General features: G+C 41.9%; 26 protein-coding genes. 12 read left to right on the top strand and 14 right to left on the bottom strand.

Annotation, left to right across the window (positions count from 1 at the left end):
- Window positions 1–272 precede the first annotated feature (272 nt).
- Window positions 273–944 (bottom strand): alpha/beta hydrolase, encoded by a 672-nt coding sequence (locus L2729_RS08915; RefSeq protein WP_248987961.1) that lies wholly within the window; start codon window positions 942–944, stop codon window positions 273–275.
- A gap of 438 nt (window positions 945–1382) precedes the next feature.
- Here L2729_RS08915 and L2729_RS08910 point away from each other — a divergent pair, with 438 nt between their 5' ends.
- Window positions 1383–2393: a glutathione S-transferase family protein gene (locus L2729_RS08910; protein ID WP_248987960.1), complete on the top strand. Its 1011-nt coding sequence runs from the start codon at window positions 1383–1385 to the stop codon at window positions 2391–2393.
- Window positions 2394–2405: 12 nt separating this feature from the next.
- On the opposite strand, the gene L2729_RS08905 is transcribed toward L2729_RS08910, so the two are convergent.
- The 4 genes from L2729_RS08905 to L2729_RS08890 form a co-directional block, all read right to left on the bottom strand.
- Complete coding sequence (locus L2729_RS08905; protein ID WP_248987959.1) at window positions 2406–2624, bottom strand: DUF3389 family protein; 219 nt, start codon at window positions 2622–2624, stop codon at window positions 2406–2408.
- Between the two features lie 79 nt (window positions 2625–2703).
- Window positions 2704–3186 carry an FKBP-type peptidyl-prolyl cis-trans isomerase gene (locus L2729_RS08900; RefSeq protein WP_101091062.1) on the bottom strand — a complete coding sequence of 161 codons (483 nt, stop codon included), beginning with the start codon at window positions 3184–3186 and terminating at the stop codon, window positions 2704–2706.
- A 72-nt stretch (window positions 3187–3258) separates the two neighbouring features.
- Entirely contained in the window at window positions 3259–4122 is an 864-nt protein-coding gene (locus L2729_RS08895) for a WYL domain-containing protein (protein WP_248987958.1), read from the bottom strand.
- Window positions 4123–4249: 127 nt separating this feature from the next.
- Entirely contained in the window at window positions 4250–5440 is a 1191-nt protein-coding gene (locus tag L2729_RS08890) for a lytic murein transglycosylase (protein WP_428848234.1), read from the bottom strand.
- A 373-nt stretch (window positions 5441–5813) separates the two neighbouring features.
- Between L2729_RS08890 and L2729_RS08885 the strand changes: the two genes are divergently transcribed.
- Complete coding sequence (locus tag L2729_RS08885; RefSeq protein ID WP_248987957.1) at window positions 5814–6173, top strand: DUF2750 domain-containing protein; 360 nt, start codon at window positions 5814–5816, stop codon at window positions 6171–6173.
- 189 nt (window positions 6174–6362) lie between these two features.
- A complete protein-coding gene (locus L2729_RS08880) occupies window positions 6363–6929 on the top strand; it encodes a hypothetical protein (RefSeq protein ID WP_248987956.1) in 567 nt (188 codons plus the stop codon).
- Window positions 6930–6943: 14 nt separating this feature from the next.
- Here the strand turns inward: L2729_RS08880 and L2729_RS08875 are convergent, their stop codons facing one another.
- Complete coding sequence (locus tag L2729_RS08875; RefSeq protein WP_248987955.1) at window positions 6944–7897, bottom strand: chemotaxis protein CheV; 954 nt, start codon at window positions 7895–7897, stop codon at window positions 6944–6946.
- A gap of 224 nt (window positions 7898–8121) precedes the next feature.
- On the opposite strand from L2729_RS08875, the gene L2729_RS08870 reads away from it, so the two are divergent.
- Window positions 8122–8766 (top strand): sigma-70 family RNA polymerase sigma factor, encoded by a 645-nt coding sequence (locus L2729_RS08870; RefSeq protein WP_248987954.1) that lies wholly within the window; start codon window positions 8122–8124, stop codon window positions 8764–8766.
- On the top strand, window positions 8759–9424 hold the full coding sequence (locus L2729_RS08865) for a ChrR family anti-sigma-E factor (protein WP_248987953.1): 666 nt from the start codon (window positions 8759–8761) through the stop codon (window positions 9422–9424). Before L2729_RS08870 ends, L2729_RS08865 begins: the two co-directional genes overlap by 8 nt.
- Before the next feature lie 62 nt (window positions 9425–9486).
- Here L2729_RS08865 and L2729_RS08860 read toward each other — a convergent pair whose 3' ends face one another.
- Together L2729_RS08860 and L2729_RS08855 are read right to left on the bottom strand one after the other, a co-directional pair.
- Complete coding sequence (locus L2729_RS08860; protein ID WP_248987952.1) at window positions 9487–11094, bottom strand: mechanosensitive ion channel family protein; 1608 nt, start codon at window positions 11092–11094, stop codon at window positions 9487–9489.
- A gap of 881 nt (window positions 11095–11975) precedes the next feature.
- Complete coding sequence (locus tag L2729_RS08855; RefSeq protein ID WP_248987951.1) at window positions 11976–12893, bottom strand: 1-aminocyclopropane-1-carboxylate deaminase/D-cysteine desulfhydrase; 918 nt, start codon at window positions 12891–12893, stop codon at window positions 11976–11978.
- Between the two features lie 224 nt (window positions 12894–13117).
- On the opposite strand from L2729_RS08855, the gene L2729_RS08850 reads away from it, so the two are divergent.
- Window positions 13118–13525 carry a YccF domain-containing protein gene (locus L2729_RS08850; RefSeq protein WP_248987950.1) on the top strand — a complete coding sequence of 136 codons (408 nt, stop codon included), beginning with the start codon at window positions 13118–13120 and terminating at the stop codon, window positions 13523–13525.
- Here L2729_RS08850 and L2729_RS08845 read toward each other — a convergent pair.
- From L2729_RS08845 to L2729_RS08835, 3 genes are all read right to left on the bottom strand, one after another.
- Window positions 13522–14268, bottom strand: a complete 747-nt coding sequence (locus L2729_RS08845; RefSeq protein ID WP_248987949.1) for an alpha/beta fold hydrolase — start codon at window positions 14266–14268, stop codon at window positions 13522–13524. The two genes, L2729_RS08850 and L2729_RS08845, sit on opposite strands and share 4 nt — an antisense overlap.
- A gap of 32 nt (window positions 14269–14300) precedes the next feature.
- Entirely contained in the window at window positions 14301–15296 is a 996-nt protein-coding gene (locus L2729_RS08840) for a M14 family zinc carboxypeptidase (protein ID WP_248988053.1), read from the bottom strand.
- A gap of 124 nt (window positions 15297–15420) precedes the next feature.
- The gene (locus L2729_RS08835; protein ID WP_248987948.1) at window positions 15421–16182 is read right to left on the bottom strand and encodes a substrate-binding periplasmic protein; all 762 of its coding nucleotides are present in this window, start codon (window positions 16180–16182) and stop codon (window positions 15421–15423) included.
- Window positions 16183–16529: 347 nt separating this feature from the next.
- Here L2729_RS08835 and L2729_RS08830 point away from each other — a divergent pair, with 347 nt between their 5' ends.
- Both L2729_RS08830 and L2729_RS08825 read left to right on the top strand, forming a co-directional pair.
- Window positions 16530–16757, top strand: coding sequence for a PGPGW domain-containing protein (locus tag L2729_RS08830; protein WP_248987947.1), 228 nt, complete (start codon window positions 16530–16532; stop codon window positions 16755–16757).
- A gap of 233 nt (window positions 16758–16990) precedes the next feature.
- Window positions 16991–17983, top strand: a complete 993-nt coding sequence (locus L2729_RS08825) for a cytochrome-c peroxidase (RefSeq protein WP_248987946.1) — start codon at window positions 16991–16993, stop codon at window positions 17981–17983.
- An 87-nt stretch (window positions 17984–18070) separates the two neighbouring features.
- On the opposite strand, the gene L2729_RS08820 is transcribed toward L2729_RS08825, so the two are convergent.
- Entirely contained in the window at window positions 18071–18430 is a 360-nt protein-coding gene (locus tag L2729_RS08820; protein WP_248987945.1) for a DUF6508 domain-containing protein, read from the bottom strand.
- 309 nt (window positions 18431–18739) lie between these two features.
- On the opposite strand from L2729_RS08820, the gene L2729_RS08815 reads away from it, so the two are divergent.
- Window positions 18740–18925: a hypothetical protein gene (locus L2729_RS08815; protein ID WP_248987944.1), complete on the top strand. Its 186-nt coding sequence runs from the start codon at window positions 18740–18742 to the stop codon at window positions 18923–18925.
- 488 nt (window positions 18926–19413) lie between these two features.
- Here L2729_RS08815 and L2729_RS08810 read toward each other — a convergent pair whose 3' ends face one another.
- A complete protein-coding gene (locus L2729_RS08810) occupies window positions 19414–20319 on the bottom strand; it encodes a LysR family transcriptional regulator (RefSeq protein WP_248987943.1) in 906 nt (301 codons plus the stop codon).
- A gap of 158 nt (window positions 20320–20477) precedes the next feature.
- On the opposite strand from L2729_RS08810, the gene L2729_RS08805 reads away from it, so the two are divergent.
- From L2729_RS08805 to L2729_RS08795, 3 genes are all read left to right on the top strand, one after another.
- On the top strand, window positions 20478–21638 hold the full coding sequence (locus tag L2729_RS08805; protein WP_248987942.1) for a homogentisate 1,2-dioxygenase: 1161 nt from the start codon (window positions 20478–20480) through the stop codon (window positions 21636–21638).
- A 64-nt stretch (window positions 21639–21702) separates the two neighbouring features.
- Window positions 21703–22746 (top strand): 4-hydroxyphenylpyruvate dioxygenase, encoded by a 1044-nt coding sequence (gene hppD, locus L2729_RS08800; RefSeq protein ID WP_248987941.1) that lies wholly within the window; start codon window positions 21703–21705, stop codon window positions 22744–22746.
- 234 nt (window positions 22747–22980) lie between these two features.
- The gene (locus L2729_RS08795; RefSeq protein WP_248987940.1) at window positions 22981–23601 is read left to right on the top strand and encodes a LysE family translocator; all 621 of its coding nucleotides are present in this window, start codon (window positions 22981–22983) and stop codon (window positions 23599–23601) included.
- 32 nt (window positions 23602–23633) lie between these two features.
- Here the strand turns inward: L2729_RS08795 and L2729_RS08790 are convergent, their stop codons facing one another.
- Window positions 23634–24848, bottom strand: coding sequence for a GNAT family N-acetyltransferase (locus L2729_RS08790; protein WP_248987939.1), 1215 nt, complete (start codon window positions 24846–24848; stop codon window positions 23634–23636).
- Between the last annotated feature and the right edge of the window lie 141 nt (window positions 24849–24989).

Raw genomic sequence — 24989 nt, 5'->3', positions numbered from 1 at the left:
GTTACAAATATTACATTAGATGAACTAAATAGCTCTTTTCTAAGTGTTTTATTTCAAATTGCGTGCTAAAAACAGAACAAAGGGGTAACCATATTGAATAAGCGAGGGTGTTCTAAACTGCGGCAACATAAATACTGGGAACTAAAATAAAGCATTTCATCAATTTAGATATTTTAACGGTTTATAAAAGATTGTCTTTAAATGAGAACAAGCGTTGCAACAACTCACAACGCGAAATCGTTCAAAAAACAAGCTATTAGACTATTCTAATCTTACTCTAGGACTTTTTGTAGCCATTTTGAGATATCACGCAGCTGTTCAGGTAGCACATTATGTCCCATATCATAAGTTTGCCACTGATTAACATAGCCTTGCGCTTTAAGAAGTTCGAATGCCATTAACCCTGCACTTAATAGGACAACCTCATCTTGAACACCATGTTGCTGAAGTATTGGGGTCGATACATTCACACTCGCAAGGTCATTTGGCAATTTATCCGCGGTAGGCAAATAACACGACAACGCCATTATTCCTGCCAATTTATGTTGCAGTCTTAAACCGGTGAACAAACTCATTACACCGCCTTGGCTGAATCCTGCTAGCACGATGTTACTCGGCTCAATTCCCAACGCTATTTGTTCATCAATAAGCGCTCTAATGTGAACTTCACTTTCTAAAACACCCTGCATGTCAGCGCGGTCATGTAAGTCCATACTTTTTATGTCATACCATGCACGCATAATATAGCCACCATTAATGGTGACAGCTTGCTCTGGGGCATGGGGAAAGATAAATCGAATAGCATGGTCACTTGGCAGCCCTAATGCTGGCACCACAGGCGCAAAACCAGCACCTGAATCTCCCAATCCATGCAGCCAAATAACACAGGCAGTTGCCTTAGTGAGCGGCTCGACAGTAATTCTCTCTAACGGCTTATCTAACATGACTTTCCTTTTCAATGGTAATGCGAATTAACTGCGTGCAATAATATCAGGAGCAGAGCTGTTAATACCAGTTCCATTAAGTATGTAACCAATTCAGAGCTCTCTCAGGGCTTTCAATTCCAGACGCATTGTGGAAGAAATGGTTATTCCCTTTTAAGGCGATGCAACGCAGGAGTAAAAGTCCTGAGAAGCTCACAACGTGCGGGTTTAAAATCACTTTATACTGCGCATGTGGCTTTCGATATAGAATAACTATTAGCTACAACCCACTTGCTTGCCTAAAGTAATTTTAATTCCCGCTGAATGGGCAACTATTTAATGGAATTGGTATAACACATATTTAATAGAAAGGTTTAAACCACTAAATGCGCTTTAATGTCGACCTTCTGGCAACTAAGCTGTGACTATTAACAATAGATAAAATGGAAACCGAACATAATGGGCTTACTGCATAATGGTCAATGGGTCGACAAATGGTATCCAACAGATGAAACGGCTGGCGAGTTTAGTCGCTCAGAATCTAGCTTTAGAGACTGGATAACCCTAGATGGACAGCCTAAACAAGCAGGTACACTGGGGTTCAAAGCCGAAAAAAATCGCTACCATCTTTACGTATCATTAGCGTGTCCCTGGGCGCATCGAACATTAATCTATCTACAATTGAAAAACCTACAACACATCATAGGCGTTACTGTGGTTGAACCGCATATGCTCGCTAATGGCTGGGAGTTTTCTGGCGGCAACCAAAGCGAAATTGCACATCACATCGATGGCGCTCAACACGACGCATTAAACGCTGCCGATTTTCTCTATCAGATCTATCAAAAAGCGGATGCCAACTATAACGGCCGCGTGACAGTACCTGTGCTATGGGACACGCATACACACACCATTGTCAGTAACGAATCAGCTGAAATTATTCGAATGCTGAACAGTGAGTTTGATCATTTAGTTGATAACGACCGTGATTTTTATCCTGTGCAATTACAAACTCAAATTGATGAATTAAACGCATGGATATATAGCAGCATTAATAATGGTGTCTATAAAGCCGGTTTTGCCACCAGCCAAACTGCCTATAATGATGCTTATGAGCGACTCTTTGATGCACTCGATAAGTTAGAACTGCGGCTTTCAACTAAACGCTATCTGACAGGTAACACCTTTACTGAAGCTGACATTCGCCTGTTTACCACCTTAATTCGTTTTGATGCTGTCTATGTTGGACACTTTAAAACCAATAAAAAGCGCATAGAGGACTACCCTAACCTCTCAGGTTATGTGAAAGATATCTATCAAATGAAGGGAGTAGCAAAGACGGTAAATCTTGAGCATATCAAACAGCATTACTATTTTAGTCATGACATGATTAACCCAACTCGGGTTGTTCCCAATGGGCCTGCACTCGATTTTAACCAAGCGCATGGTCGACAAGACATAACGTCATGATTGCAAACTTAGTTAGCCAATGCCGAGCTCTGTTTTTATGGTTTGAAGCTGTTCGTTGCTGTCCAATTTAATACTCCAACGAACAGCGCCAGCATCGGCAACCATCATTAGCGCATCTGGATGAAACTTAATATCTTCCACCATCGCATAAAGCTGACACTGATTATTTAGTCTGATTTGAACTTCAAATGGACTCAGTACCATTTTGCCACTGCTTAATTCTATGATCATGTTTTGTCTCTGAGGTATTGACTCATTAATCAAAAAAGCCCAAACAATGTTGGGCTTTTTTGTTGCTGATTAAATCAGCTTAGTGGTGGTGACCACCTTTACCGTGGGCGTGACCGTGGGCAACTTCTTCAGGTGTTGCATCACGAACATCAGCCACTTCAATATCAAATGTTAATTCACGGCCCGCAAGAGGATGGTTAACATCCACAGTCGCCATAAACTTACCCATTTTGATAATAGTCACCTGACGTTGACCGTCATCGGTATTAATCAATGCACGCATACCCGCTTTCCACACTTTAGCGCCTTGCAGATGCTTAACCGAAACACGCTGCTCTGCGTCATCATTACGCTCACCGTAAGTTTCGCTTGCTGGCAGAGTGACTGAAAAAGTAGCGCCAGCGTCTTTACCCACAAGTGCTTTTTCAACACCAGGCATCATATTGTTGTGACCATGAAGGTACGCAATCGGCTCAAGGTCTTTATTGCTCTCTAGAACTTCGCCCTGTTCATCACGTAGTGTGTAGTTAAATTGCACTACAGAATTGTCTTTAATACTCATGGTAATCCTTAACTCAAATTTTGTTGCGTGAGCTTAACAAAAGTCTTTCAAAGCCACTAGTGTTATCTCTTGTTACGATTTGGCGCCAGGTACTATGGTCAAATGTTCTATCTGCTGCAGCACCTCATGGTTGGCCAATGCTAATTGGCATACTCCTGAACCAATCTGATGCTTTGCAGAGCAATCAACGCTCCATTGCCGAAGCAGGTAACCCGCTAACGATGCCCGACAATTTAAGGTGAGATGTTTGTCGACCATTTGATAGTCCAGCTCTATTGCCTCAGGGTGAGCTAAAGAGGGGTGAGGAATGAGCGTTAGCTGCACTTCTTGCTGCCAATATTGGTCATTTGCGCAAGTCTCCAAAGATTTAGCACTTACATCTGACATCGAAGCTGCCTTAATTCGCGTCACAACAAAATCAGTAAACACCTGGTTTGCTCTGTCAAAAGCGCGCACATGCCAACGCTGGCCGTTATTAACCAATGCATGGGGCACTATTTCTCGTTGTTTCTTGCCCGATGATACCGACACGTATTCAATAGCAAGTGCCTGTTTAGCTTGAATGGCTCGCATTAGCGCCGCAATGATCTCTGTATTTGGGTGAATAAGCTGTATCGCGTCAATACACACTGCGCTCGGCTTTATGGGGTGTGATAAACCATCGCCAAAGCCCTTAGCCAGCCCATGCAGTATAGCTTCGGGCTCGTGGGTAAATAGCGCGGTAAACTCGGGTAAACGGTGATAGCACTTCGTTTGATGTACCAAGCGCATATTGGTCGGCGCCAATGTTTTATAACTTTGAAAATCACGTGTGGCTGCGGCAAGTCCAGTGGCAAACTTATTAATTAAATCGTGACGGGATACTTGACCAAAATACTGTAGGCTGAAATCGATAAATGCTAAACGTTGACGTTGTGCGTGGGAGAGATTGTCCATTGATATAAGCCATTCCAGTCGATAACTTTATTGATGGAATTCAATCTAATTGATCAACAAAAAAGATGCAATCTTTTTGATTGCATCTTCATTGTAGGAAAACGATATGCCTAATAACCGCTAATGATTACTTTACGGCAAGGGCCTTAAACGTCGCTTCGCTCGGATAGCCGTCAGCAACTAAACCCTTGTCTTTTTGGAATGCTTGCAAGCCCTTTAATGACTTAGAACCCAAAATCCCATCAGGTTTACCCACATCAAAACCGAGAACATTAAGTTGAGTCTGTAACTCTTTTACCCTTGCTCGGCTTAAATTAGGCATTTTAGGCGGGTTAACGTTAAGACCTGCCGCGCCGTTTATTCTGTCAGCAAGATGGCCAACGGCAATGGCGTAGAACGTAGAACGGTTCCATTTCATTATCACATTGAAGTTGTCATAACCTAAAAAAGCCGGCCCGGTATGCCCTGATGGCAAATATAACGCCGCTTGCATATCCGGTGTGCTAAGCGCGCTTCCATTGGTTTGTCTCAAGCCAAGTTCTGCCCACTTAGTCAGTGGCTGCGCTTCAGAACGTCCAAGGTATGCGTAGCTGAAATCCGCAGGCAGTGTTACTTCACGCCCCCAACGCTCCTCTCTTTTCCAGCCTAAGTTTTGCAAAAAATTGGCTGCTGATGAAAGCGCATCTTCCGTACTGTTCCAGAGATCGACTTTGCCATCACCATCACCATCAACCGCATATTTGGCATAAGCTGACGGCATGAACTGTGTGTGTCCCATGGCACCAGCCCAGGACCCCACCATTTGTTTTTCATCAAAGCCATACTGCTCTTTTAGCTTTAATGCTTGCATCAACTCAGTAGTAAAGTATTGGCTTCGACGAGGATCACATGCCAATGTTGCCAAAGAGTTCAGCACCGACATCTTACCTTTATATGAACCAAAATTAGTTTCAAGCCCCCAAAATGCTAATAAGTACTGCGGGGGAACGCCGTATTCTTTGGCTAAGTCTTGCAGCAGTGCTTTGTGCTCTTTATAGAGTTTTCGCCCTTGTTGAACTCGCCAATCAGTAACCCGCTTAGTGAAGTAATTTTCAAACGAGGAACTAAATTCAGGCTGTTTATTATCCAGTTCCATCACTCTAGCCACATACTTTACATTCGCGAGTGTGGTATCGATGGTATGTTGCGACAAACCTTGAGATTTAGCCGTTTGCTGAAGATTGGCCACACAAGTTCCCCAGTCGGGAGAAGCCACAGAAGCGATAGCGGTGGAACTTGTTAATATAAGCGTTGCTGCCAGGGGGATTGATTTAAACAATAGAAGACTCCCAAAAAAAATTTAATGACACTAACGTGTTACTTTGACGTGTAGAGATGAAGCTTACCTTAAACCGGTGAGTTAAATGATGATCTTTAATTCATTAAACACTCTATTTGGACCTGTAAGCTGATTTACTCGAAAAACAACATCCTGCAGCATTAATATAGACTAAATCAATGTCGTTATTGCAGTTATCTTCACTCATTTGCTTAACCGCTCAATTTCCGCACGCTAGCCCATAAACACCTGAGCTTATCACGCTAAAAACGTCGTAGAAAACCATTAAATAACTTGCTAAAAGTAACATGCAGTTGCAGACTATTGTGAGTGGATATAATCGATATCTTCCAATAACCAAAAGAGATTAATCATGACTGAGATCACTCCAGCATTAGAAAGCTTTATTAATAACGTAAAGCAACACCAAGTGGTTTGGGGCCTGCAAGATGAAACAGGTGAAGGTTGGGTCGTATGTGATTCATCTGAATTCGAAGCGACTGATGTGATGCCTCTATGGTCGGAAGAAGCGCAAGCTAAAAGCCATTGCACTGACGAATGGCATGGCTATAACGCGGTTGCCATTACACTTAATGAATTTTTAGACTTTTGGGTTGCAGATCTAAATGACGATGGTGTGCTGGTCGGTGTTGATTGGGTAGCAGAACAAGACTGCCTTGAAATCGATCCCATTGTGCTAGCCACTTCACTCGTTAATGTTGAAGAAGAGTAAATTTTTCTCCAAAGCGAATAAGACATTAAAAGTAAGCGCCAATCATCTGTGATTGTGCGCTTTATTTTTAAGTGAAACCCGATTTTTATCAATGCTATTAAGTGAGCCATTGTGTTTGAATTAGCCCCTTTAATCGACATCCCATTTGACTGCAGACACCAATGTTGGTTTTGTGGCGAACCCAGTTCCATGCAATTGAGTTATATCAAAGAGCACTACACACCGCACCCATCTCTTATGGTTCCCGCGTGTAAAGAGTGCTGTAAAATTGCTAACCAGCATAAGCTGACCTCTATCTGGGATTGTAAAATGGCGGTCAAAGATGAGCTGATGAGAATTTATGAAAAGCATCTCGCCATTGGCATCAATTGGACAAAACAAGAGCTCGAAGAATCAGAGTTTGAAGATAAAGTCTTTGGCGGATTTAAAAAAAGTGCTTGGATGATGTATGAGATAGCCAGAGATAGAGTTAATTATCCAGCTTGGCCATTGAGCCTTACTGGTGTCACCATTGATGACTACGGTTATAACGCTGACTTTAATTTTGATGGCGTCAATTACAGTTCAGTGACTCAAGCAATTAAATTCTACGCTAAACAGTTTGTGCTCGATAAGCGTTTTTTAGAAGACATCATTAGCATTGTTGGCAAACAACGGTTTGGTTTTGCTATTCGAGTCGCACAGATCAATATTGCTGCCGCTCCAGAACTCAAGCGACAGATCATTAGTGACTTAAAGCAAGAACAAGAAGACTAAATTATTGACTGGCTCTACTGCGCCTTAATCAATTCTGATTGGCGCAATTTATCTTGAACAACTTCGACGAGCAGATCCGGCTGAAATTTCGAGATAAAACGATCACAACCCACCTTTTCAACCATCGCATTATTAAAACTACCACTCAGTGACGTATTCAAGGTGATATAAAGATTACTCATACGCTTGTCGTTACGGATCTCGTGGGTCAGCTTATAGCCATCCATTTCGGGCATTTCTGCATCGGTGATCAACATGATGATATGCTCAGTTACATCGATACCATCATCGCACCATTGGGTTAATTGATTTAATGCCATCAAGCCGTCTGAGACTTCAATCACCTCTAAGCCTAATTGTTCTAATGTCTCTCTTACTTGACGCCTTGCGGTGGCCGAGTCATCTGCGATGAGTACCCTTCTTCCCTGCATTAATGGCAGTAATTGTTGATCTAATACACCGTCAGATAGCTTAATGTCGTAATGAATAATTTCAGCCAGTACTTTTTCAACATCAATAATTGACACCAATTCTTGTTTATCTTGATATTCAACCCGCGTTATTGCCGTCAGATAATTATTCCGTCCTACTGTTTTGGGCGGCGGTAAAATATCGCTCCAAGTAAGATTGACAATGTGCTCAACCTTGTCGACTAAGAATCCCTGCACTGAACGATTGTACTCGGTAATAATAAGGTTACTGTTCTCATGCACAACAGAAGGTCTAAAGCCGATGGCCTTACGAAGATCAATCACTGGTATTGCTAATCCACGTAGGTTAGCGATACCAATGATACTGGGGTGACTCCCAGGCAAGGTACTTAAAGGTGGCACTTTTACCACTTCTTTCACTTTGAATACGTTAATGGCGAATAATTGCGTCACACTAATTCTGAACAACAAAAGTTCTAATCGGTTTTCACCAACAAGCTTTGTACGTTGATCAACACTTGCGAGCATTTGCGTCATACGGATTCACACCTAAAGTACTATAAGAACGACGATTATAACGATATGAAGTATAAAATCACTAAGCTAAGGCTAACGTTAAGGCCTACCTCTCATTAAAAGTACCTCATCTCCTATCGGCAAAAAGTGACCAACAGCTTGATCCATTCTGCCACTAGCTGCGTAATAACGTTAAGGAGCTGATACTGAAAGTATCGGCGGCGTTACAACACAGAGTGAGAATAATGCAAAATATTCAATCACAACGTTCGCAAAGTCGTTATGCTAAGGGTTATGTCCTCTACAATAAGCCCTATATGGAAGAGAAAAATTCCGATATAACAACTGAACAACTAAAAGAAAAGCTTATTAGTGTTGCTAACAGCCGCAGCAGGTCCGACTACGCGATGCTGTTTAGCTATTTCGCGCCCAAAATTTTAGCCTTTGGTCACCAACGATTATCCACCCAAGGCTTAGCGATGGATCTAGTGCAAGAAACAATGACAGCGGTGTGGACTAAGGCGCATCTATTTGACGCTGACAAAGGCGCAGTAACGACTTGGATATTCACCATTATGCGCAATCGCTGTTTTGATATGCTGCGCAAAGTTCAGCACAACAGAGAAGATACGGTCAGTGATGATATTTGGCCTATTTTTGAAACCGCTGAACATGTCGAACCAGAAGATCACATGCTAACCAACAAGTTAATGAAGCATGTCGATGAGCTACCACCACTACAACAGCAAATTGTCAGGGGGATTTACTTACAAGAACTAAGCCAGCAGGAACTCGCCAGTAAACTTAATGTTCCTCTAGGCACCGTTAAATCGAGATTAAGATTGGGTTTGGTCAAACTTAGAAGCATTTTGGAGAAACACCATGATTAATTACCATCCAAATGACGACATGTTGCTTGAACATGCTAAGGGCAGCCTCAGTCTAGCAATGACAACCGCGTTATCTGCTCATTGTGAACTTTGCTCAATATGCCAAGAAAAACTGACCACTATGACTCAGCAGCATGCACATATTGCATTAATTGAAGAAGATGCCGCGGCTGATGAACTCGAAACCAGCATTGACCTTGATGATATGTTAAATAGCATTATGCTTTTAACCCCATCGTCCACCAGTGAAAGACTATCACAGAGTGCCATCGTCACAGTGAAAGGTCACGAATATCAATTACCTAAAGCTTTCAGGCAGCAGGTTCGTGAGACTTGGAATGGCTTAGGTAAAATTAGTCGAATGCGGCTTGAAACTGACAGTGGTGACGCACGCGCGAGCTTACTGCATATCGACGCTGGTGGAGAAATACCTGAACACACTCATCAGGGAACCGAATTAACGCTGTTACTTGCAGGCCATTTTGAGGATGAATTTAATCGTTATGGCCCAGGGGATTTTATTTTACTCGATAGCGACCACCAGCATACGCCTAAAACTGAAGATGGATGCCTTTGTTACACGGTAGTCGATGCCCCTTTGCGATTTACCAAAGGGATCAGCAAACTGCTAAATCCTATTGGTGAACTGATTTATTAAAATAGTATAGCCCTAAAAAAGGCCGCTGATTAGCGGCCTTTTTTTATTCTAACCCTATTGCTCTATTCTGCTGCAATAGGCACTACTGGCACAATTCTAGTGCCATGTTTTACCACTGTATTCATAATACTAAAATGCAGATCTTCAGAGACCAGCTGAAATTCAGCAAAGTCGGTAGTACCAATGTAAGCAAACACATTGAGTTGCAGGCCGTGTAAGCCAAAACCTTTGAATGTCACTCTTAACGGTGTCTCATCTACTTTTTCGTGCTCTATGAGGAGTGCACGTATATCTTCGATGATGCCATGTAACTGCGCTGTCGTGGTTTTATAATCCAAGCGGATATCAGTCTTTAAACGGATTTTCTCCCGCTCAGAAATGTTTTCAATATCCATTTCAGATAAACGTGCGTTTGGTACATTTATCACCGTTCTATCAATAGTCCTAATGCGAGTGCAACGTAGACCAATCTCTTCTACGGTTCCCGTAATCGTCCCAAATCGACCAACATCCCCAACCCTTATCGGTGCTGATGAGTATAGGGTGATGGTACCAATAAAGTTCTCAATAGATTGCTTAGAGGCTAATGCGATCGCAACACCACCAATACCAAGACCGGCAAGAATTGTGGAAGCATCAAAACCAAGATGTTCTAACCAGATCAAAATAGTCAGCGCAACTAAAATCACTCGAAGAAAGTTTGCTAATGGCCGCAGTAAAGAAGCGGTTTGGCTTTTACCCTGACTAATCCAACGTAAGCGCAAACTGTTTTGCAGTACATCTGCTAAGTTCCAGATAAACCAAATAACGGCGATAACAAGTAAAAACCCCGTATTAACGACTTCCATTACATTGGCTGAAAGCGTGGTATTCGCCATCCATGCACGGTCCAATAATAGCGCAAGCAAAAGGCGTGAAGGACCAACGACAAGGTGCGCAACATCATCTTTATACTGATATTTGCTACGTAAAATAAGTTTTTTTGCAAACCAAGTTAACGGAATTACCACAAACAATGCCAAGACGAGATAACTTATCAGCAGCGCCCATTCCCATAAGTTAAGTTTAAATAGGTGGCCTGGTGGAATATTTTGTACGTACCACTCAACGACAGGCCCATAACCAAGTTCGCTATAAAGCATCGGCACTTTAGCCACCGTCGCATTCGATATCTTCCAGATTTTACCTAGCTGTTTATCAGGTACTTTTTGCAGTAAAAGTGTTATCTCATTACCTTTAACTTCAACTCGGCCAAAAGCATCTCGGTAATTTGGCAGTTGGTCATCGCTAGTACCACTTGGTAAATCACTGATCTCTTCTAGATTAACCCAAAGATTACGCTCTATAATTGCCACTAGTTGCTTTGCGTATTCTGGCCCAAGCTCTTTTGACATGCCTTCTGGCAAATAACGTAAATCTAAGTATTTGGAGGCCTTTTCGAAGTTCTGTTCAAATGTTGCTTCAAAAAAACCTTCAATGGTGCCTCGAGGTGTATCTCTAAATAAGCTGTCTTTATAGTCATAAGTACTGGCTTTAACGCTCGTCGGTTGCACTTCTTCAGTAGGCTCTGCACTCTGTTTAACAGCGCTCACTAGCCCTGTAGCGCCATATGCCACGGATATATTGCCCATTAGCATGACGAGCAGTAGAGAGAAAATAATCCTTGTCATCGATAGACTCCATTTAAATACACCGATAGTTAATAATATCGACAAAATATGATTAAACTTAGCACTGATTAACGTATTGTTAACACTTAATAATAAACTATCTTAAACACAAGCGTTTTAATTTTAATTGTTGACAAGATTCATTTACTCGATATAATCCAGTCAGTTTTTAGAGATATACCCTTTTTTGATATACTTTCACCGCCTTCTGTAAACATCCACGATTCGTCGTTTGATCCCCACATAAGCGTTATCACAACTGGTTCAATCATCTTAATAGACAGTCATTTTACTGTCATATCTTTATGTTTTACTTTGTTCAGCTTGAGATTAGTTTTGTTTTTGCGACATAAACAACACATTCGTTAACAAAACTGACTACAAGCCACTTGTATAAGCATAAAAAGATGAGTACTCTCGAATTGAACTTAAATTCATCTTTCGCAAAAATGCTAAGGATATCTTATTGTTATAAATCACTACCAACTTGGTAGCTTTAATAAAAGGAGTGTGACCATATGTCATACCTAGTAAATGGACACGAAATTACAGTCAACTTTCCAGTAGATTCAATTTCAGTCAACAAATCTTCAATCGCCTTCACAGACAGTCAAGGCAAAAACAGACAGACTTTTTCAAAGCGCACTGAAGCGCTTAAATTTATGAATTGGTTATTGTCTTCAAGTAAGTAATTTTCAATTAAGTAAAAAATGACTTTTCGATACACTTCCTCTCACTCGTATCGATAGTTTGTCTTCATAGACAAACGAGTAGGACTGAAACATATTCAGCTATTTGGTCAACTTCATTTGGTTTAGGCTTTACCTCTGCTCAGGTAAGTAGCCTAACCAAGTGGAAACACCCCACTCACGATACACTCATTACACTGCCGCATATTTACGTTGATAACGTGGCAACATTGTCACATTTCCTAATAAACCCCCTTGATGAATATAGAGAATATCTGCGTTAGGATGAACAGTTAAATACTGCTCGACACACATCCACCCCTTAGGATCATACAGTAATTCAAATTCAATCCCCTGCTCACCCACTTTACGCCAAATGTCATAAAAGGTTTTATATAGCTTTCCGAAATGATATTTTTTAGCTGTGCTTATGATCTCTGGGTGAAATGAAGTGTCATTGATTAGCTCAGAAAACTGCTGATTAAGGTAGTCTTCATCTCCTACACAAGCGCATGTCATTACTTTTATGTTGTTATTATTAAGTACAAAATATTCATTTAAGAATACCGCAGTAGTGCCGGTTCCAGACGGTAGAAAAACAGTCAATTCATCTAGCTGACTAGACGCTAACCAGCTGACAATCTCTTTTGCAAGTTGGTGTACCCCTTCCCGAGCATAAAGACAACGGCCTCCCTCAGGAACAAACAAAGCCTGACTATCATTTGGTAACACATCTTGCTCGATATACTCTTTACAGCCCCTACCCTTCCTATTAGCAACCAAAGACAGATCGATGACGTTTGCGCCATTTGCGATAGCCGCTGCATAATTTCCCTTTGACGATGCTAAAACTTGTGCTGCAATATGATCAGTATAAAAATCAAGTTGCCAACCTTTTAATTTGGCTAAAGCTGACATCGAATAAAGCGAGTTTGCAACAGGAGAGCCATAACCGACTAATCGGGTAATGCCTGGGAAGTCATTATGTAGAAAGTAAGCAAATTTACGAGCCTTGTTGCCAGAGAAATCTTTATGTAACAGATCATCTCTTTTTACAAAAACACGGCAACCATTAAAGTCGATACTATCAACTGGAGTGAGAGTAAACACAGAGAATTCTCTTAATGTAATGAGAGTCTATTGTAACGCTTTACTTAGTGCAGTTTTGACTTCGATGTCTAAAATTACTAACTTTTGGTCTATTCCGTTATTCGAAAACATTCACAAACCAAAAACAACTTACAAAACAATCCATTAAAGCATGGCGCGAAAATTGCTTCATACAATATAGCAGTGCCCACAGGGCAGTACATTTTTATAGTGAGGGATCTTTCATGGCAGTTTTACGCTTAGTGTTTAATATAGCTTGGTTTGTGTTGGGCGGCTTTGTAATGGGGCTAGCGTGGTGGTTAGCCGGCCTTCTGTGTTTTATTACCATAATTGGTATTCCATTCGGAAGAGCGTGTTTCGTTATAGGTGAAATGACATTTTGGCCATTCGGGCAAGACTCTGTCAGTCGACGTTCTTTAACAGGAATGGAGGATTTAGGCACAGGTGCATTTGGCATGCTGGGTAATATTGTGTGGTTTTTACTGTTTGGTATTTGGCTTGCCATTGGTCATATCGTCCACGCTTTTGCATGCGCCGTTACCATTATTGGTATTCCGTTTGCGATACAGCATTTAAAGCTCGCCATTTTAAGCTTAACGCCTATAGGTCAAACCGTGGTAGCAAAAGCTTAAGTCGATGACAAAAGTACTTTTTCCAGCTGCGCAATTAGCGCAGCTGGACAATCTAAACTAATATCATGTCCCGCCGCTTCAAACTCAATCAGTTCAGTTTTATAATAAAGTGCCAGTTGTACACTACAACTTGGATTAACTAACCTATCAGAGCTACCATTGAAAACAAAAATGGGCTGCTGTAAATTATCAGGGCTTTGAAAGTTACCACAGGCCCATATTTGCCTAACGACATTATGCATCTTGCTTCGATAATCTAACCTTAGTTCACTCCAATGCTCACACATCGCTTGATTGTCACCATAACGCTCACTCGAGAGTTTAAGCGCTGTGCACTCTAACCAATGTACCGGCCCCTGTTTGACTCGCCTTAGATAGGCTATAACGATGGCTTTTAAATTAAACCTTGCATACCAAGGAGACAGGTTAGCCGCACTTGCGTTGATAACAACCACCTTAGTTACTTTTTGTGGCGCTAAGCGAGCCATTTCAAGCGCGATCATTGCGCCCATAGAAAGCCCTATAAGACAGTTGTCATTGCCTGCTAGTTGTTTAACTAATGCCTTAGCATATGCCGTTATGGTTAACGGGCTAGTGCAATCACTCAATGTCCCATTGCCTAACGTATCGAGCGCGATAACATCAATTTTATTCGCTGCCATTTGCACCGTTAAATCATCTTCAAATTCTCGCCAATGACGCTTATCTCGCATCAGGCCCCTAATAAGTACCCAGCTTTGCATAGTCCGCCCTTAAATACCTTTTATGCCTGCCATTAGTTATACCAGTCTTGCATTGCAGCAGCGTATTGACGAGTCAATAACTCACCACTCATGTCCTCTATAACTCGGCTCGCCGCCAAGTCCATTAGAAACTGCATCAATACTGTGTGTTTTCGCAACGTTCTTACATGTCGATGTTGTTTTTGAGGGTTAAATAAACCGGCAAAATTGAATAGCTGTCGTGGATTTTTCTTTACCCATGCCCAAGAGCCCATCTCCAATGTCAAAGGCAGCAACGGCGTGTCATTTTGCTTCATTGCCAAATAATCCCATATATCACCATGAGTACGATAAATAAGGCTCTGGGGGGAGAACTGATAATGATTATGGTGCGGGAAGCTTGCTTTATAAAGCTGCTTTAAATGATAAATTTGGCCTAAACTCTTTATCGGTTGATGAGACCCTGCAAACGGAAACCAAATATGATCTGATAATCCAAATCCTGAGTGTGCATCCAGTGAAATAACACTAGAAGCATTTGATTGCAGTAATTCTACATAGCTGATTAAGGCGGCGGTTTCTGGCTCCACCCCTTTTGTACCTCGATACCAGGGTAATAGCGGAGTCACTCTTTGCCCACCCACTAAAAAGGTCACTTTCGTTGTCGCATCAATTGGCGCGTTACGCATTAAATCCACTTGCTGACCATTGCACCGAGTGCCATTTAGCAAGCCTATTGGATTAACGATAGGCACAAATGCAATTCTAATTTTTGTTAACAGAATTTGTAACTGACTATCCCAGTCCAGCCTGGCTAATAGGCTTTCGAGTAACGCGAGGATCACTTGAGTACCAATTCTTTCGACTCCATGTACACCTCCAACAAACAGCACACAAGGCTTGTCTGCTACTTCACTGCCTAGTTCAGCACAAATGACAGGGAAAGACTGATTTTTATATGTCAGTTCAGTTAGTATTTTGGCTCGCAATTGTGGAAAGGATTCAATCAGGGCTGTTAGTGTATTGAGTTCTGGTGGCGTTATCTGCATCATACCACTTGCAAAAGAGATGAATAGTGCCGTAACAATAACAGCAGATTAAGACAACATGAGGTCAGCTACATGACAATATCTGATGGGTAATATCAAATCGTTCGAGCCTAATTAAACGAACTTAATCGACCATATTGTCTTTTAATATTTTATCGACATCTATTTGTTTCAAACCTCGATTAAACAAGTCTCGCCACTTCTTCCCCTCTGCATTATTTTTAAAGGCAATATAGAGTTCTTTTTTTGTCAGTGTGCGTTTATTTAACTGAACTCGACTGGCGACAGACTCCATATCGGGTTGCACAAGCAGGTAACGCAGCACATAAACATCAATAACCGCAGCGTCAATTCGTCCAGACACCACTTTTTTAATGTTATGAATGTCAGATGCGACCACTTCAACAGGCTGAACACCTTGAGCAATCATGTTATCGAGTTGCTCGGTATTAACATAACCTTGCACCACACCAATATTGTATTGGTTAAGGTCGCTTTGCTCTGACCAACTAATAGGATGCCGTTTTTGCTCAACCAGTCCCAGCGGGCTGCTTCCCATCGAGTCTGAAAAAACAAACTTGTCTGTTGGATAAGCATATTCTGGTAAATATCCAGAGTATTTTGAGTCCGCTCTTGATGCCATTCTTACCGCTCGGCTCCATGGATAGAAATCGACCTCCACTTTATGGCCTACCGCAGCAAGAGCGGCTCGCGTAATAGCAATACTCGCACCCTCATTTTTGAGCTGACTTCCAGAATAAGGCGGCCAATGCAATGATGTTAAGTACAGGGTGTCCGCACTCACCATTGGTGAGAAGCAAACCGCTATCAGTATCAGCCGCCTAAGCGCTGGAACAATATTAATCGTTCGGCGTACATAATCCATTAAATAACAACACATGTATATTTCGCAGCCTTTCGTTTAGTAAGCCGTTTCAGTTTAACTGCTCTCGTGATGACTCACTGTCATTACCCCCTATTTTAGTCAATGGTACCAATATCACCAAGCTCACTGTACAAAACAATGTTATCTCTTATTGGCTATAAACACTCAATTTTGGCTAAAGCGGCTCTTGAGGATGCGAAAACAAACAGAAAAGGATTTGTTACAGTTCGGTCAAGAACTGAAGATTAAATGCGCATATACTAAACGCTATAACGCTAAATGAATGAACCTGCGCATAACGCGTCATGCATCTTTAGCAGCTGATACATACACCCTTGGAGTCAAAGATGTTAAAAAGAGCACTTATCACCATTGTGGGTGGTATATTGACCTTAACAGGTGCTGCACTGATTATTCTTCCTGGTCCAGCTTGGTTGCTGTTACCTATTGGCTTAGCCGTATTGAGTATTGAATATCCTTGGGCTCATCGTTGGCTAAAGAAGAGTCAAAACCACATGAGTAACACTGCTCGCTCGCTCGATAGAAAAATCCTACTGCGTAAGATGAAACGATAACAACCGTTATGTTATTCAATGGTGATAACCATCACCATTTCTAGGACGAAAGGTAAAGCACTCTAGCCAGCCCTACCAAGGCAATTTTCAATAGTCTGCGACTAAGGTCGCAATAAATCAATCCAAACTAACGATAGCCTCAATCGAAATAAAGCGTTACCCACTATAAAGATAACTATTTATTATGGCCTTAGAAATAATAACCACAATAATTGTAAGTCTATAGGGTAACCATGATAAAACTGACCACGCTCACTATCGCTATTGCAGCAATCTGTTCTGCTAGTTCATTTGCAGCAAGTGAACCTATTGAAATAATCCCCGCCGCGGTTATCACTAATCCAGAAAAAGTTGAACTGGGTAAAATGCTATTTTTCGAGCCTAGACTGTCTAAATCTGGTTTTATCTCATGTAACTCTTGCCACAACCTATCACTTGGCGGCGTTGATGCACTGCCAACATCTATTGGTCATCATTGGCAGCAAGGTCCTATAAACTCACCTACAGTATTGAATGCCGAATACGGCTTAGCCCAATTTTGGGATGGCAGAGCTAAAGATCTGCAAGAGCAAGCCGGTGGTCCGATTGCCAACCCTAAAGAGATGGGCTTTAGCCATGAACTCGCGGTTGACACTATTCGCTCTATGCCAGCGTATCAAACACGCTTTGCCAGCGTGTATCAAACAAACAATATCAGTATTGATGCAATAACGGATGCCATTGCTGAATTTGAAAAAACACTGGTAACACCTAATGCACCTTTCGACCAATACTTGCTTGGCGATAAAAGTGCCATTAATAGCGATGCAAAAGCCGGCTACCAGCTTTTTAAAGACAAAGGTTGTGTCAGTTGCCATAACGGACCAGCCGTTGGCGGGACTATGTACATGAAGATGGGGCTAGTAAAACCTTTCCATACAAAGAATCCTGCTGAAGGACGAAAAGGGGTTACGGGTAAAGAAGCCGATAAATTTGTCTTTAAGGTGCCTACGTTAAGGAATATAGAGCTAACCTACCCTTACTTCCATGACGGCAGTGTATGGAACCTTGCTGACGCCGTGAATACCATGGCAGATATTCAACTAGGTCAAGCTTTAACAGCGACAGAAACCAAGCAAATGGTGTCGTTTTTAAATTCGCTTACAGGTGAGCAACCACAAATAGTCTTACCTATCTTGCCACCTTCAACACCGAATACGCCAAGACCAGTGCCTTTTGCAGACTAGATAATCTAAACTCGATTTAAAATGTGATGACAGTAAAAAGCCGCTAAATGCGGCTTTTTATTTTCAAATGAATGTTCTATCTACTCGTTACATAACAGGTTCAAACGATAATGCTTTAAATCGTTCTGCAATCGCATTAAGCACCCCTTGGCGGCGCATATTACTCAATACACCGGGGCTAAATCGATCTAACCTCGACATGGCGGTGACCAATAACTGGCACTCATATAACGTGGCGTCGGCAATATACTCAGGACGTTCAACCATATAACTATTGTTATACCACTCATCCCATTTAAAGCTTTCGAGTAATAATCCTTCACGTGCTAGATCAGCCACAAATTCTTGTAAACGTTTGTCTGACACAAAATGGTTACCAATCATAAGATCTTTAGCATACTCATTATATAAACCAGTAGCGTGGCTCTGTATTGTTGAGTTGTTCATACTGTACCTCCGTTTAGAACTGGTCTTTTTGCCTCGGTGTATAGAGGACAAAATATGCAGAATGTGTAAACATTGATTTGCATAAGCCATACCAGCTTTTAATGAGGCAATTCTAATTGAAGGTAACTGAACACAACCTTAACAACGGATAGTCAAATTAAGCGACTGTTATAAAAAGAAATAAATACAGTGCTATTAAAAAAAACCGCTTTATCAATACGCTGTTAAGGTTGATAAAAGCATCACAGAGTACCTAGAAACCTTATTTTGGCCTCCTTACTCAGGTCCACTTTCAACGGTTATTGCAAAATGCAGTCGCAATTTGCGATAACGATACTAGGGGCTGTTGATCTTTCACGGTTGTTTTTGCCGCAGTTTATTGGCTATTTTGACAAGGCGGAGGCTATGTCGTTTAGTCATTCTCCACAAATTGCCTACAACACCGTAAAAATAGCCAAGAAGCGCGGCCCTTCGGGTTCGTTTCAATACTTTTAGTCTTTTATGACTAGAATGCGTTACGAGCTTTTCGCTTAGCCAGCTAAGCATCATCGCTCAAGCCTTCTACTAAAATCATTATTCTTTACGGGAAAGAGTCGAACAAAAACTAAGCTCGAAAGATCAACAGCCCCCTAGAGCTTGATAAAGCATAACATTAAGCCCGCTATAACATTTACCACCCGCAGGATGCTGTTATTACTTATTGCCAACACATCTGCTCTATTCTCGCTTATGTGTTGGCTAAACACGATAAGGATGAAAAGCAAAAAGGTAGAAAGAAGAGAACCTCTGCCGCCAGAATGGCAGAAGACAGGTTAGGTGATATTCAATTTTTAAGAGCTAGGATAACGGCACCTGTAGACTCTTATGGCAACATAGCCATCAGAGCCATCGATTAACCTTAATCGTATGATCAAAGAGAGAATCGACATTATGATTAAAGCTAACTTACACCCAAGTAAAAAAACGTCATCCTTAATAAATAATTAAGTTAATGCAGGAGGTTCTTCGGCATTAAACTCTTCCATAATCAACTCGGTAAACAAACGCCCGGCTTTGCCGAGTGGTCGCTCCATGGTAGAGACCAATTGCGGCGTAAAGCTGTAGCGGTTACCACCATTGAAATCGACTTCAGCTAACTGACCACTGGCCAGCTCCTCTGTTATCAAAAAGTCTGGCATCCATCCAAAACCTAATCCCATCAACAGGGCATTTTTTTTCATAATGAAGCCCGAAAGATAAAACACCTTATCACCACCAAACTGCAGCTCATCGCGGTATCGTTTCTCCGGAGAAGAATCTTCAATGGTTAATTCAACATGGCGTTGCAGTTCAAATAAGCTAATATTTTTTTCACTGGCCAAGGAGTGACTATTGGCAACAACCAAAATACTGGTAATTTGAGGTAAGGCTTGCGGCCGGTAATTGGGACCCGTTCGATAATCTTTAACCAACATTAAATCGGCACTGTCCCGTTCGAAGCGCTCCTGCACGCCGCCCAAAAACTCCATATTCAATTGTACTTTTGTAGGTATTTGCTGCTCAGCCATTCGTTTTAATGCCCGCATAATAGGCTTCATTGGCAATGCACCATCAACCACTAACTCCAACTTGGGTTCCCAGCCCTCACTAAATCTGCTGGCTAAATGCTCAATATTTGCTAGGTATTGCAGTAACCTTTGGCCTTCAGCCAAGATAACTTTACCCTCAGGCGTTAATTCTGCACGGTATTGATCGCGACAAAAAAGATTTACACCTAGGTGTTGCTCTAGCTTTTTGACTTGATAGCTCACTGCCGACTGCGCTTTGTGCAATCGCTCTGCAGCCTTAGCAAAACTGCCTTCTTCGACTAATACTTGCAGTACTTTAAACGCATCTACATCAATACGCATTTGGCTCTCCTAGCGTAAACACAAACATACCATCTATTTTTTAGATGGAGATAGAGTAATTATTATTCTTTTTTTTGCGGTTGTTAGCAACTAAATTGATACCTAGATCACGTTATCGACTAGATAAGTGCAATGTGCACATTACAAGGAAAGCGAGCATGCCATTTTATGTGAAGCAAGGGAGCATTCCCACAAAGCGTCATATCACATTTAAAAAAGACAATGGGGAGCTCTATCGTGAAGAGCTGTTTTCAACCCATGGCTTTTCCAATATCTACTCCAATAAGTATCACCATAATATGCCGACCAAGGCATTAGAAGTTGCGCCTTACCGTCTGTCTCATGGTAAGGACTGGCAAGACTCTTTAATTCAAAACTATAAGCTTGATACTAAGCTGGCTGATAGTGAAGGTAACTTTTTCAACGCTCGCAATAAAATATTCTTCAATAATGACGTTGCGATGTACACCGCTAAGGTAACAGAAGATACAGACGAGTTTTATCGTAATGCCTATGCTGACGAAGTGGTGTTTATCCACGAAGGTGAAGGAACGCTTTATAGCGAGTATGGCGCTTTAGCGGTTAAAAAGTGGGATTACTTAGTTATTCCGCGCGGTACCACCTATCAATTGAAATTCAGTGATTATAGTGCTGCACGCCTATTTGTTATTGAGTCCTCAACCATGGTTGAAGTGCCAAAACATTTTCGCAACGAATACGGACAGATGCTTGAGTCGGCGCCTTACTGTGAACGAGATATCCGCACCCCTGAGCTACAACAAGCGATCGTCGAAAAAGGCAATTTCTCTTTAGTCTGTAAGTTCGGTGATAAGTATCAACTGACCTCGCTAGAGTGGCACCCATTTGATTTAGTCGGTTGGGACGGTTGTGTATACCCGTGGGCTTTCAATATCCAAGAGTATGCGCCGAAAGTGGGTAAAATCCATCTTCCACCATCAGACCATATTGTCTTTACAGCGCATAACTTTGTGATCTGTAACTTTGTACCACGTCCATATGATTTCCACCCTCAATCGATCCCAGCGCCCTACTACCATTCAAATATAGATAGTGATGAAGTGCTTTATTACGTTGATGGCGACTTTATGAGCCGTACCGGTATTGAAGCGGGCTACATGACATTACATCAAAAAGGGGTGCCTCATGGACCACAACCGGGTCGCACAGAAGCCTCAATAGGCAAAACAGAAACTTACGAATACGCAGTGATGGTCGATACTTTCGCCCCACTCAAATTAACTGAACATGTAAAGAACTGCATGAGCATCGACTACAACCGTTCTTGGATTGAAAGCTAAGCAATTAACCAAGCACACCGGCCATCAACGTAATGGCTAGTCTGAATTGATAAAGGATATAACAATGGCAAGCGAAAAAAACCCACTAGGCCTACTCGGTATTGAATTTACTGAGTTTGCGACGCCTGATCAAGATTACATGCATCAGGTATTTATCGATTTCGGTTTTTCTTTGTTGAAGAAATCTAAGTCAAAAGATATTTTGTACTATAAGCAAAATGACATCAATTTTTTACTTAATACTGAGCGTAAAGGGTTTTCTGCTGAATTTGCTAAGAGTCATGGTCCAGCCATTTGCTCAATGGGTTGGCGTGTTGAAGATGCTAACCTCGCCTTCGAAGGCGCTGTAGCGCGTGGCGCCAAGCCTGCGACTAATGCAGCATTGAAAGATATGCCATACCCAGCCATTTATGGCATTGGTGATAGCCTTATCTACTTTATCGATACCTTTGGCGAGTCGGACAACATTTATGCCACTGACTTTGAAGATTTAGATGAGCAAGTTATCACTCAGGAAAAAGGCTTTATTGAAGTCGACCACCTAACCAATAACGTCTACAAAGGGACGATGGAGCATTGGTCAAACTTCTACAAAAATATTTTTGGCTTTACCGAAGTACGTTACTTTGATATTAAAGGCTCAAAAACAGCGCTTGTTTCTTATGCGCTGCGTTCTCCTGATGGTAGCTTCTGCATTCCGATCAACGAAGGCAAAGGCAGTGACAAGAACCAAATCGATGAATACTTACGTGAATATGACGGACCAGGTGTACAGCATTTAGCCTTCAGAAGCCGTGATATTGTAGGTTCTTTAGATGCGATGGAAGGTTCATCGATTCAAACTTTGGATATTATTCCTGAGTACTACGAGACTATCTTTGAGAAATTACCCCAAGTCACTGAAGATCATGACCGTATTAAACATCACCAGATCCTGGTTGACGGTGATGATGATGGTTATTTATTGCAGATTTTCACCAAAAACCTGTTTGGTCCTATTTTTATTGAGATCATTCAACGTAAAAATAATGAAGGGTTTGGTGAAGGTAACTTTAAAGCATTATTTGAATCAATTGAACGTGATCAGCAACGACGCGGCGTACTTTAACTTTAATACTGCACGTTAATTAAAGTGCTCGCATAAAAAACGTTTATAACACCTTACCTCTCCATGATAAAACCAGCTATAGCCTTATCAATTGGCTAAGCTGGTTTTTTTCTGCCCCATAGTCTCCATATTTATAACTCGTTAGTATCCAAAGCTAATTATCTTCTCTACAATGACGCTTCCGTTTTTCCCTAAGCTACTAATCCCTTTTTAACTCACGAGACTTGCCACGCCATGCCAGATATCGCTTTACTCGCCGTATTTTTACCGACCTTCTTTTTCGTCTCGATTACACCCGGTATGTGTATGACGTTGGCCATGACACTTGGTATGAGCATTGGTGTTCGCCGCACTATGTGGATGATGCTAGGCGAATTGGTCGGTGTTGCATTGGTCGCTGTAGCGGCGGTAATGGGGGTTGCTAGCATTATGCTCAATTACCCCGAGATGTTTGCAGTACTCAAGTGGGTTGGCGGTCTTTATCTCGCCTACATTGGCGTTAATATGTGGCGTTCTAAAAGAAAAATGGCGTTAGTCGAAGGTCAAACTGCACCAAGTGTCGGCAATATAGAGCTGATGACACAAGGCTTTATGACCGCGATTGCTAACCCCAAAGGCTGGGCTTTTATGGTTTCGCTATTACCGCCATTTATTAGCGTAGAGCGTGAAGTTGCGCCGCAGCTTTTAGCCCTGCTCAGTATTATTATGCTTACCGAATTCACCAGCATGATGGCCTATGCCACCGGTGGTAAAAGTTTACGCGTGTTTTTAAGTCGCGGTGACAACATTAAGTGGATGAACCGTATTGCAGGAACGCTAATGATCGCGGTCGGATTTTGGTTGGCGCTAGGCTAGGGGCTAGCTAGAAGCAACAGCTTCGCTATTTCTTAGCTGGGGTCTTGTCGATAAGGCAGCTTGCAGGTTAATTGCTGCATATAAGTTTTAATATTGTCAGCCTCCTGAAAAGTAAAGTTTTCAATCGCACTGCGAAACTCGGGGTGAAGTACCTCGTGAGTCGAGTATGTCGCCATAGGCTCAAAACCGCGGGCCACTTTATGTTCCCCTTGAGCCCCAGCGTCAAATACTGCCAATTGATTCGCAATGCAGTATTCAATGCCTTGGTAGTAACAGGCTTCAAAATGTAAGCCGTCGATATCAACCAAACTGCCCCAGTAACGGCCATAAAGATGGGTTTTAGACTTAAAATATAGGGCTGATGCGACCACTCCCCCTTCAACATTACGTACCAATAACAGCAATACGTTGTCGGGTATTGTATTAGCTATCGACTCAAAAAATGCCAAATTGAGGTAACCAACATGGCCTGAACGTTTGGCATAGGTTTGCCTGTAACAGGCATAAAACGTATGCCACATTGCTGTCGTCGCTTGCGCTGCATTGATAAATTCAAAGCTCAGCTCATGTGGCGTCAATTTAGCGCGTTCTTTGTTAATGTCTTTACGCTTACGAGATGTTAGTGCCGCTAAAAAATCATCAAAATGTTGATAACCTTTATTTTGCCAATGAAACTGAGTACTGAGTCGTTTCAAGCAAGAGTGACTGTCTTCAGCAGGTTTGGACATCTCAATGAACTGCTCTTTTGGCAGGAATAAACAATGCCAGCTAGAAAACCCATGCTCCAGTAAACTGCCATCCAGCTCTTTTTTAATCACATCCCACACTAATGACGGTTGAGTAACATCACTGGCAATACCGATACGTTTCCCTGTGACGGGGGTAAATGGAATAGCAGAGACAAGCTTTGGATAATAAGGGATTTGATGTTTGTCGTAAGCCTCAGCCCATGCCCAATCAAAGATATACTCCCCGTAGGAGTGTGTCTTTATGTACAGCGGCATAACGGCAATGATCCGAGAGGACTCGCGCACTAACAGATGTAACGGAGTCCAACCCGTTTGCTGGCTGACACAACCACTTTGTTCTAGCGCCGCTAAATAGGCGTGTTGATTAAAGGGATTGTTATCATCCATTAAATCATCCCAAATACTCGCATCCACAGCATCGATAGCGCTAATAAACTCTAAGCTTAGATCCAACGCCGCTCGCGGTGGCTGCTCCACTGTTAACTGATTTTTGTCCAAACTTAATCCCTGAGCCTTTAGTAAAAGTGATGTTCAATAAGCCTGTTAGCGCCTAATACTGCGCCTTTACCTTATCGCTATTGCATTTAATTGCGATAACCGTCACATTGCTAAACTCAAATGAAGAGTTGGACTCAAGAC

Origin of the sequence: Shewanella gelidimarina (genome assembly GCF_023283945.1) — a bacterium.
Lineage (GTDB): Bacteria > Pseudomonadota > Gammaproteobacteria > Enterobacterales > Shewanellaceae > Shewanella > Shewanella gelidimarina.
The sequence above is the reverse complement of the archived record's forward strand: the minus strand, read 5'-3'. Positions and strand labels throughout refer to the sequence as shown.

What these genes read in the sequence shown, in the direction of transcription:
- L2729_RS08915 (WP_248987961.1), bottom strand. Translation starts at nt 944, where the DNA reads ATGTTAGATAAGCCGTTAGAGAGAATTACTGTCGAGCCGCTCACTAAG.
- L2729_RS08910 (WP_248987960.1), top strand. Translation starts at nt 1,383, where the DNA reads ATGGGCTTACTGCATAATGGTCAATGGGTCGACAAATGGTATCCAACA.
- L2729_RS08905 (WP_248987959.1), bottom strand. Translation starts at nt 2,624, where the DNA reads ATGATCATAGAATTAAGCAGTGGCAAAATGGTACTGAGTCCATTTGAA.
- L2729_RS08900 (WP_101091062.1), bottom strand. Translation starts at nt 3,186, where the DNA reads ATGAGTATTAAAGACAATTCTGTAGTGCAATTTAACTACACACTACGT.
- L2729_RS08895 (WP_248987958.1), bottom strand. Translation starts at nt 4,122, where the DNA reads ATGGACAATCTCTCCCACGCACAACGTCAACGTTTAGCATTTATCGAT.
- L2729_RS08885 (WP_248987957.1), top strand. Translation starts at nt 5,814, where the DNA reads ATGACTGAGATCACTCCAGCATTAGAAAGCTTTATTAATAACGTAAAG.
- L2729_RS08880 (WP_248987956.1), top strand. Translation starts at nt 6,363, where the DNA reads ATGCAATTGAGTTATATCAAAGAGCACTACACACCGCACCCATCTCTT.
- L2729_RS08875 (WP_248987955.1), bottom strand. Translation starts at nt 7,897, where the DNA reads ATGACGCAAATGCTCGCAAGTGTTGATCAACGTACAAAGCTTGTTGGT.
- L2729_RS08870 (WP_248987954.1), top strand. Translation starts at nt 8,122, where the DNA reads ATGCAAAATATTCAATCACAACGTTCGCAAAGTCGTTATGCTAAGGGT.
- L2729_RS08865 (WP_248987953.1), top strand. Translation starts at nt 8,759, where the DNA reads ATGATTAATTACCATCCAAATGACGACATGTTGCTTGAACATGCTAAG.
- L2729_RS08860 (WP_248987952.1), bottom strand. Translation starts at nt 11,094, where the DNA reads ATGACAAGGATTATTTTCTCTCTACTGCTCGTCATGCTAATGGGCAAT.
- L2729_RS08850 (WP_248987950.1), top strand. Translation starts at nt 13,118, where the DNA reads ATGGCAGTTTTACGCTTAGTGTTTAATATAGCTTGGTTTGTGTTGGGC.
- L2729_RS08845 (WP_248987949.1), bottom strand. Translation starts at nt 14,268, where the DNA reads ATGCAAAGCTGGGTACTTATTAGGGGCCTGATGCGAGATAAGCGTCAT.
- L2729_RS08840 (WP_248988053.1), bottom strand. Translation starts at nt 15,296, where the DNA reads ATGCAGATAACGCCACCAGAACTCAATACACTAACAGCCCTGATTGAA.
- L2729_RS08835 (WP_248987948.1), bottom strand. Translation starts at nt 16,182, where the DNA reads ATGGATTATGTACGCCGAACGATTAATATTGTTCCAGCGCTTAGGCGG.
- L2729_RS08830 (WP_248987947.1), top strand. Translation starts at nt 16,530, where the DNA reads ATGTTAAAAAGAGCACTTATCACCATTGTGGGTGGTATATTGACCTTA.
- L2729_RS08825 (WP_248987946.1), top strand. Translation starts at nt 16,991, where the DNA reads ATGATAAAACTGACCACGCTCACTATCGCTATTGCAGCAATCTGTTCT.
- L2729_RS08820 (WP_248987945.1), bottom strand. Translation starts at nt 18,430, where the DNA reads ATGAACAACTCAACAATACAGAGCCACGCTACTGGTTTATATAATGAG.
- L2729_RS08815 (WP_248987944.1), top strand. Translation starts at nt 18,740, where the DNA reads ATGCAGTCGCAATTTGCGATAACGATACTAGGGGCTGTTGATCTTTCA.
- L2729_RS08810 (WP_248987943.1), bottom strand. Translation starts at nt 20,319, where the DNA reads ATGCGTATTGATGTAGATGCGTTTAAAGTACTGCAAGTATTAGTCGAA.
- L2729_RS08805 (WP_248987942.1), top strand. Translation starts at nt 20,478, where the DNA reads ATGCCATTTTATGTGAAGCAAGGGAGCATTCCCACAAAGCGTCATATC.
- hppD (WP_248987941.1), top strand. Translation starts at nt 21,703, where the DNA reads ATGGCAAGCGAAAAAAACCCACTAGGCCTACTCGGTATTGAATTTACT.
- L2729_RS08795 (WP_248987940.1), top strand. Translation starts at nt 22,981, where the DNA reads ATGCCAGATATCGCTTTACTCGCCGTATTTTTACCGACCTTCTTTTTC.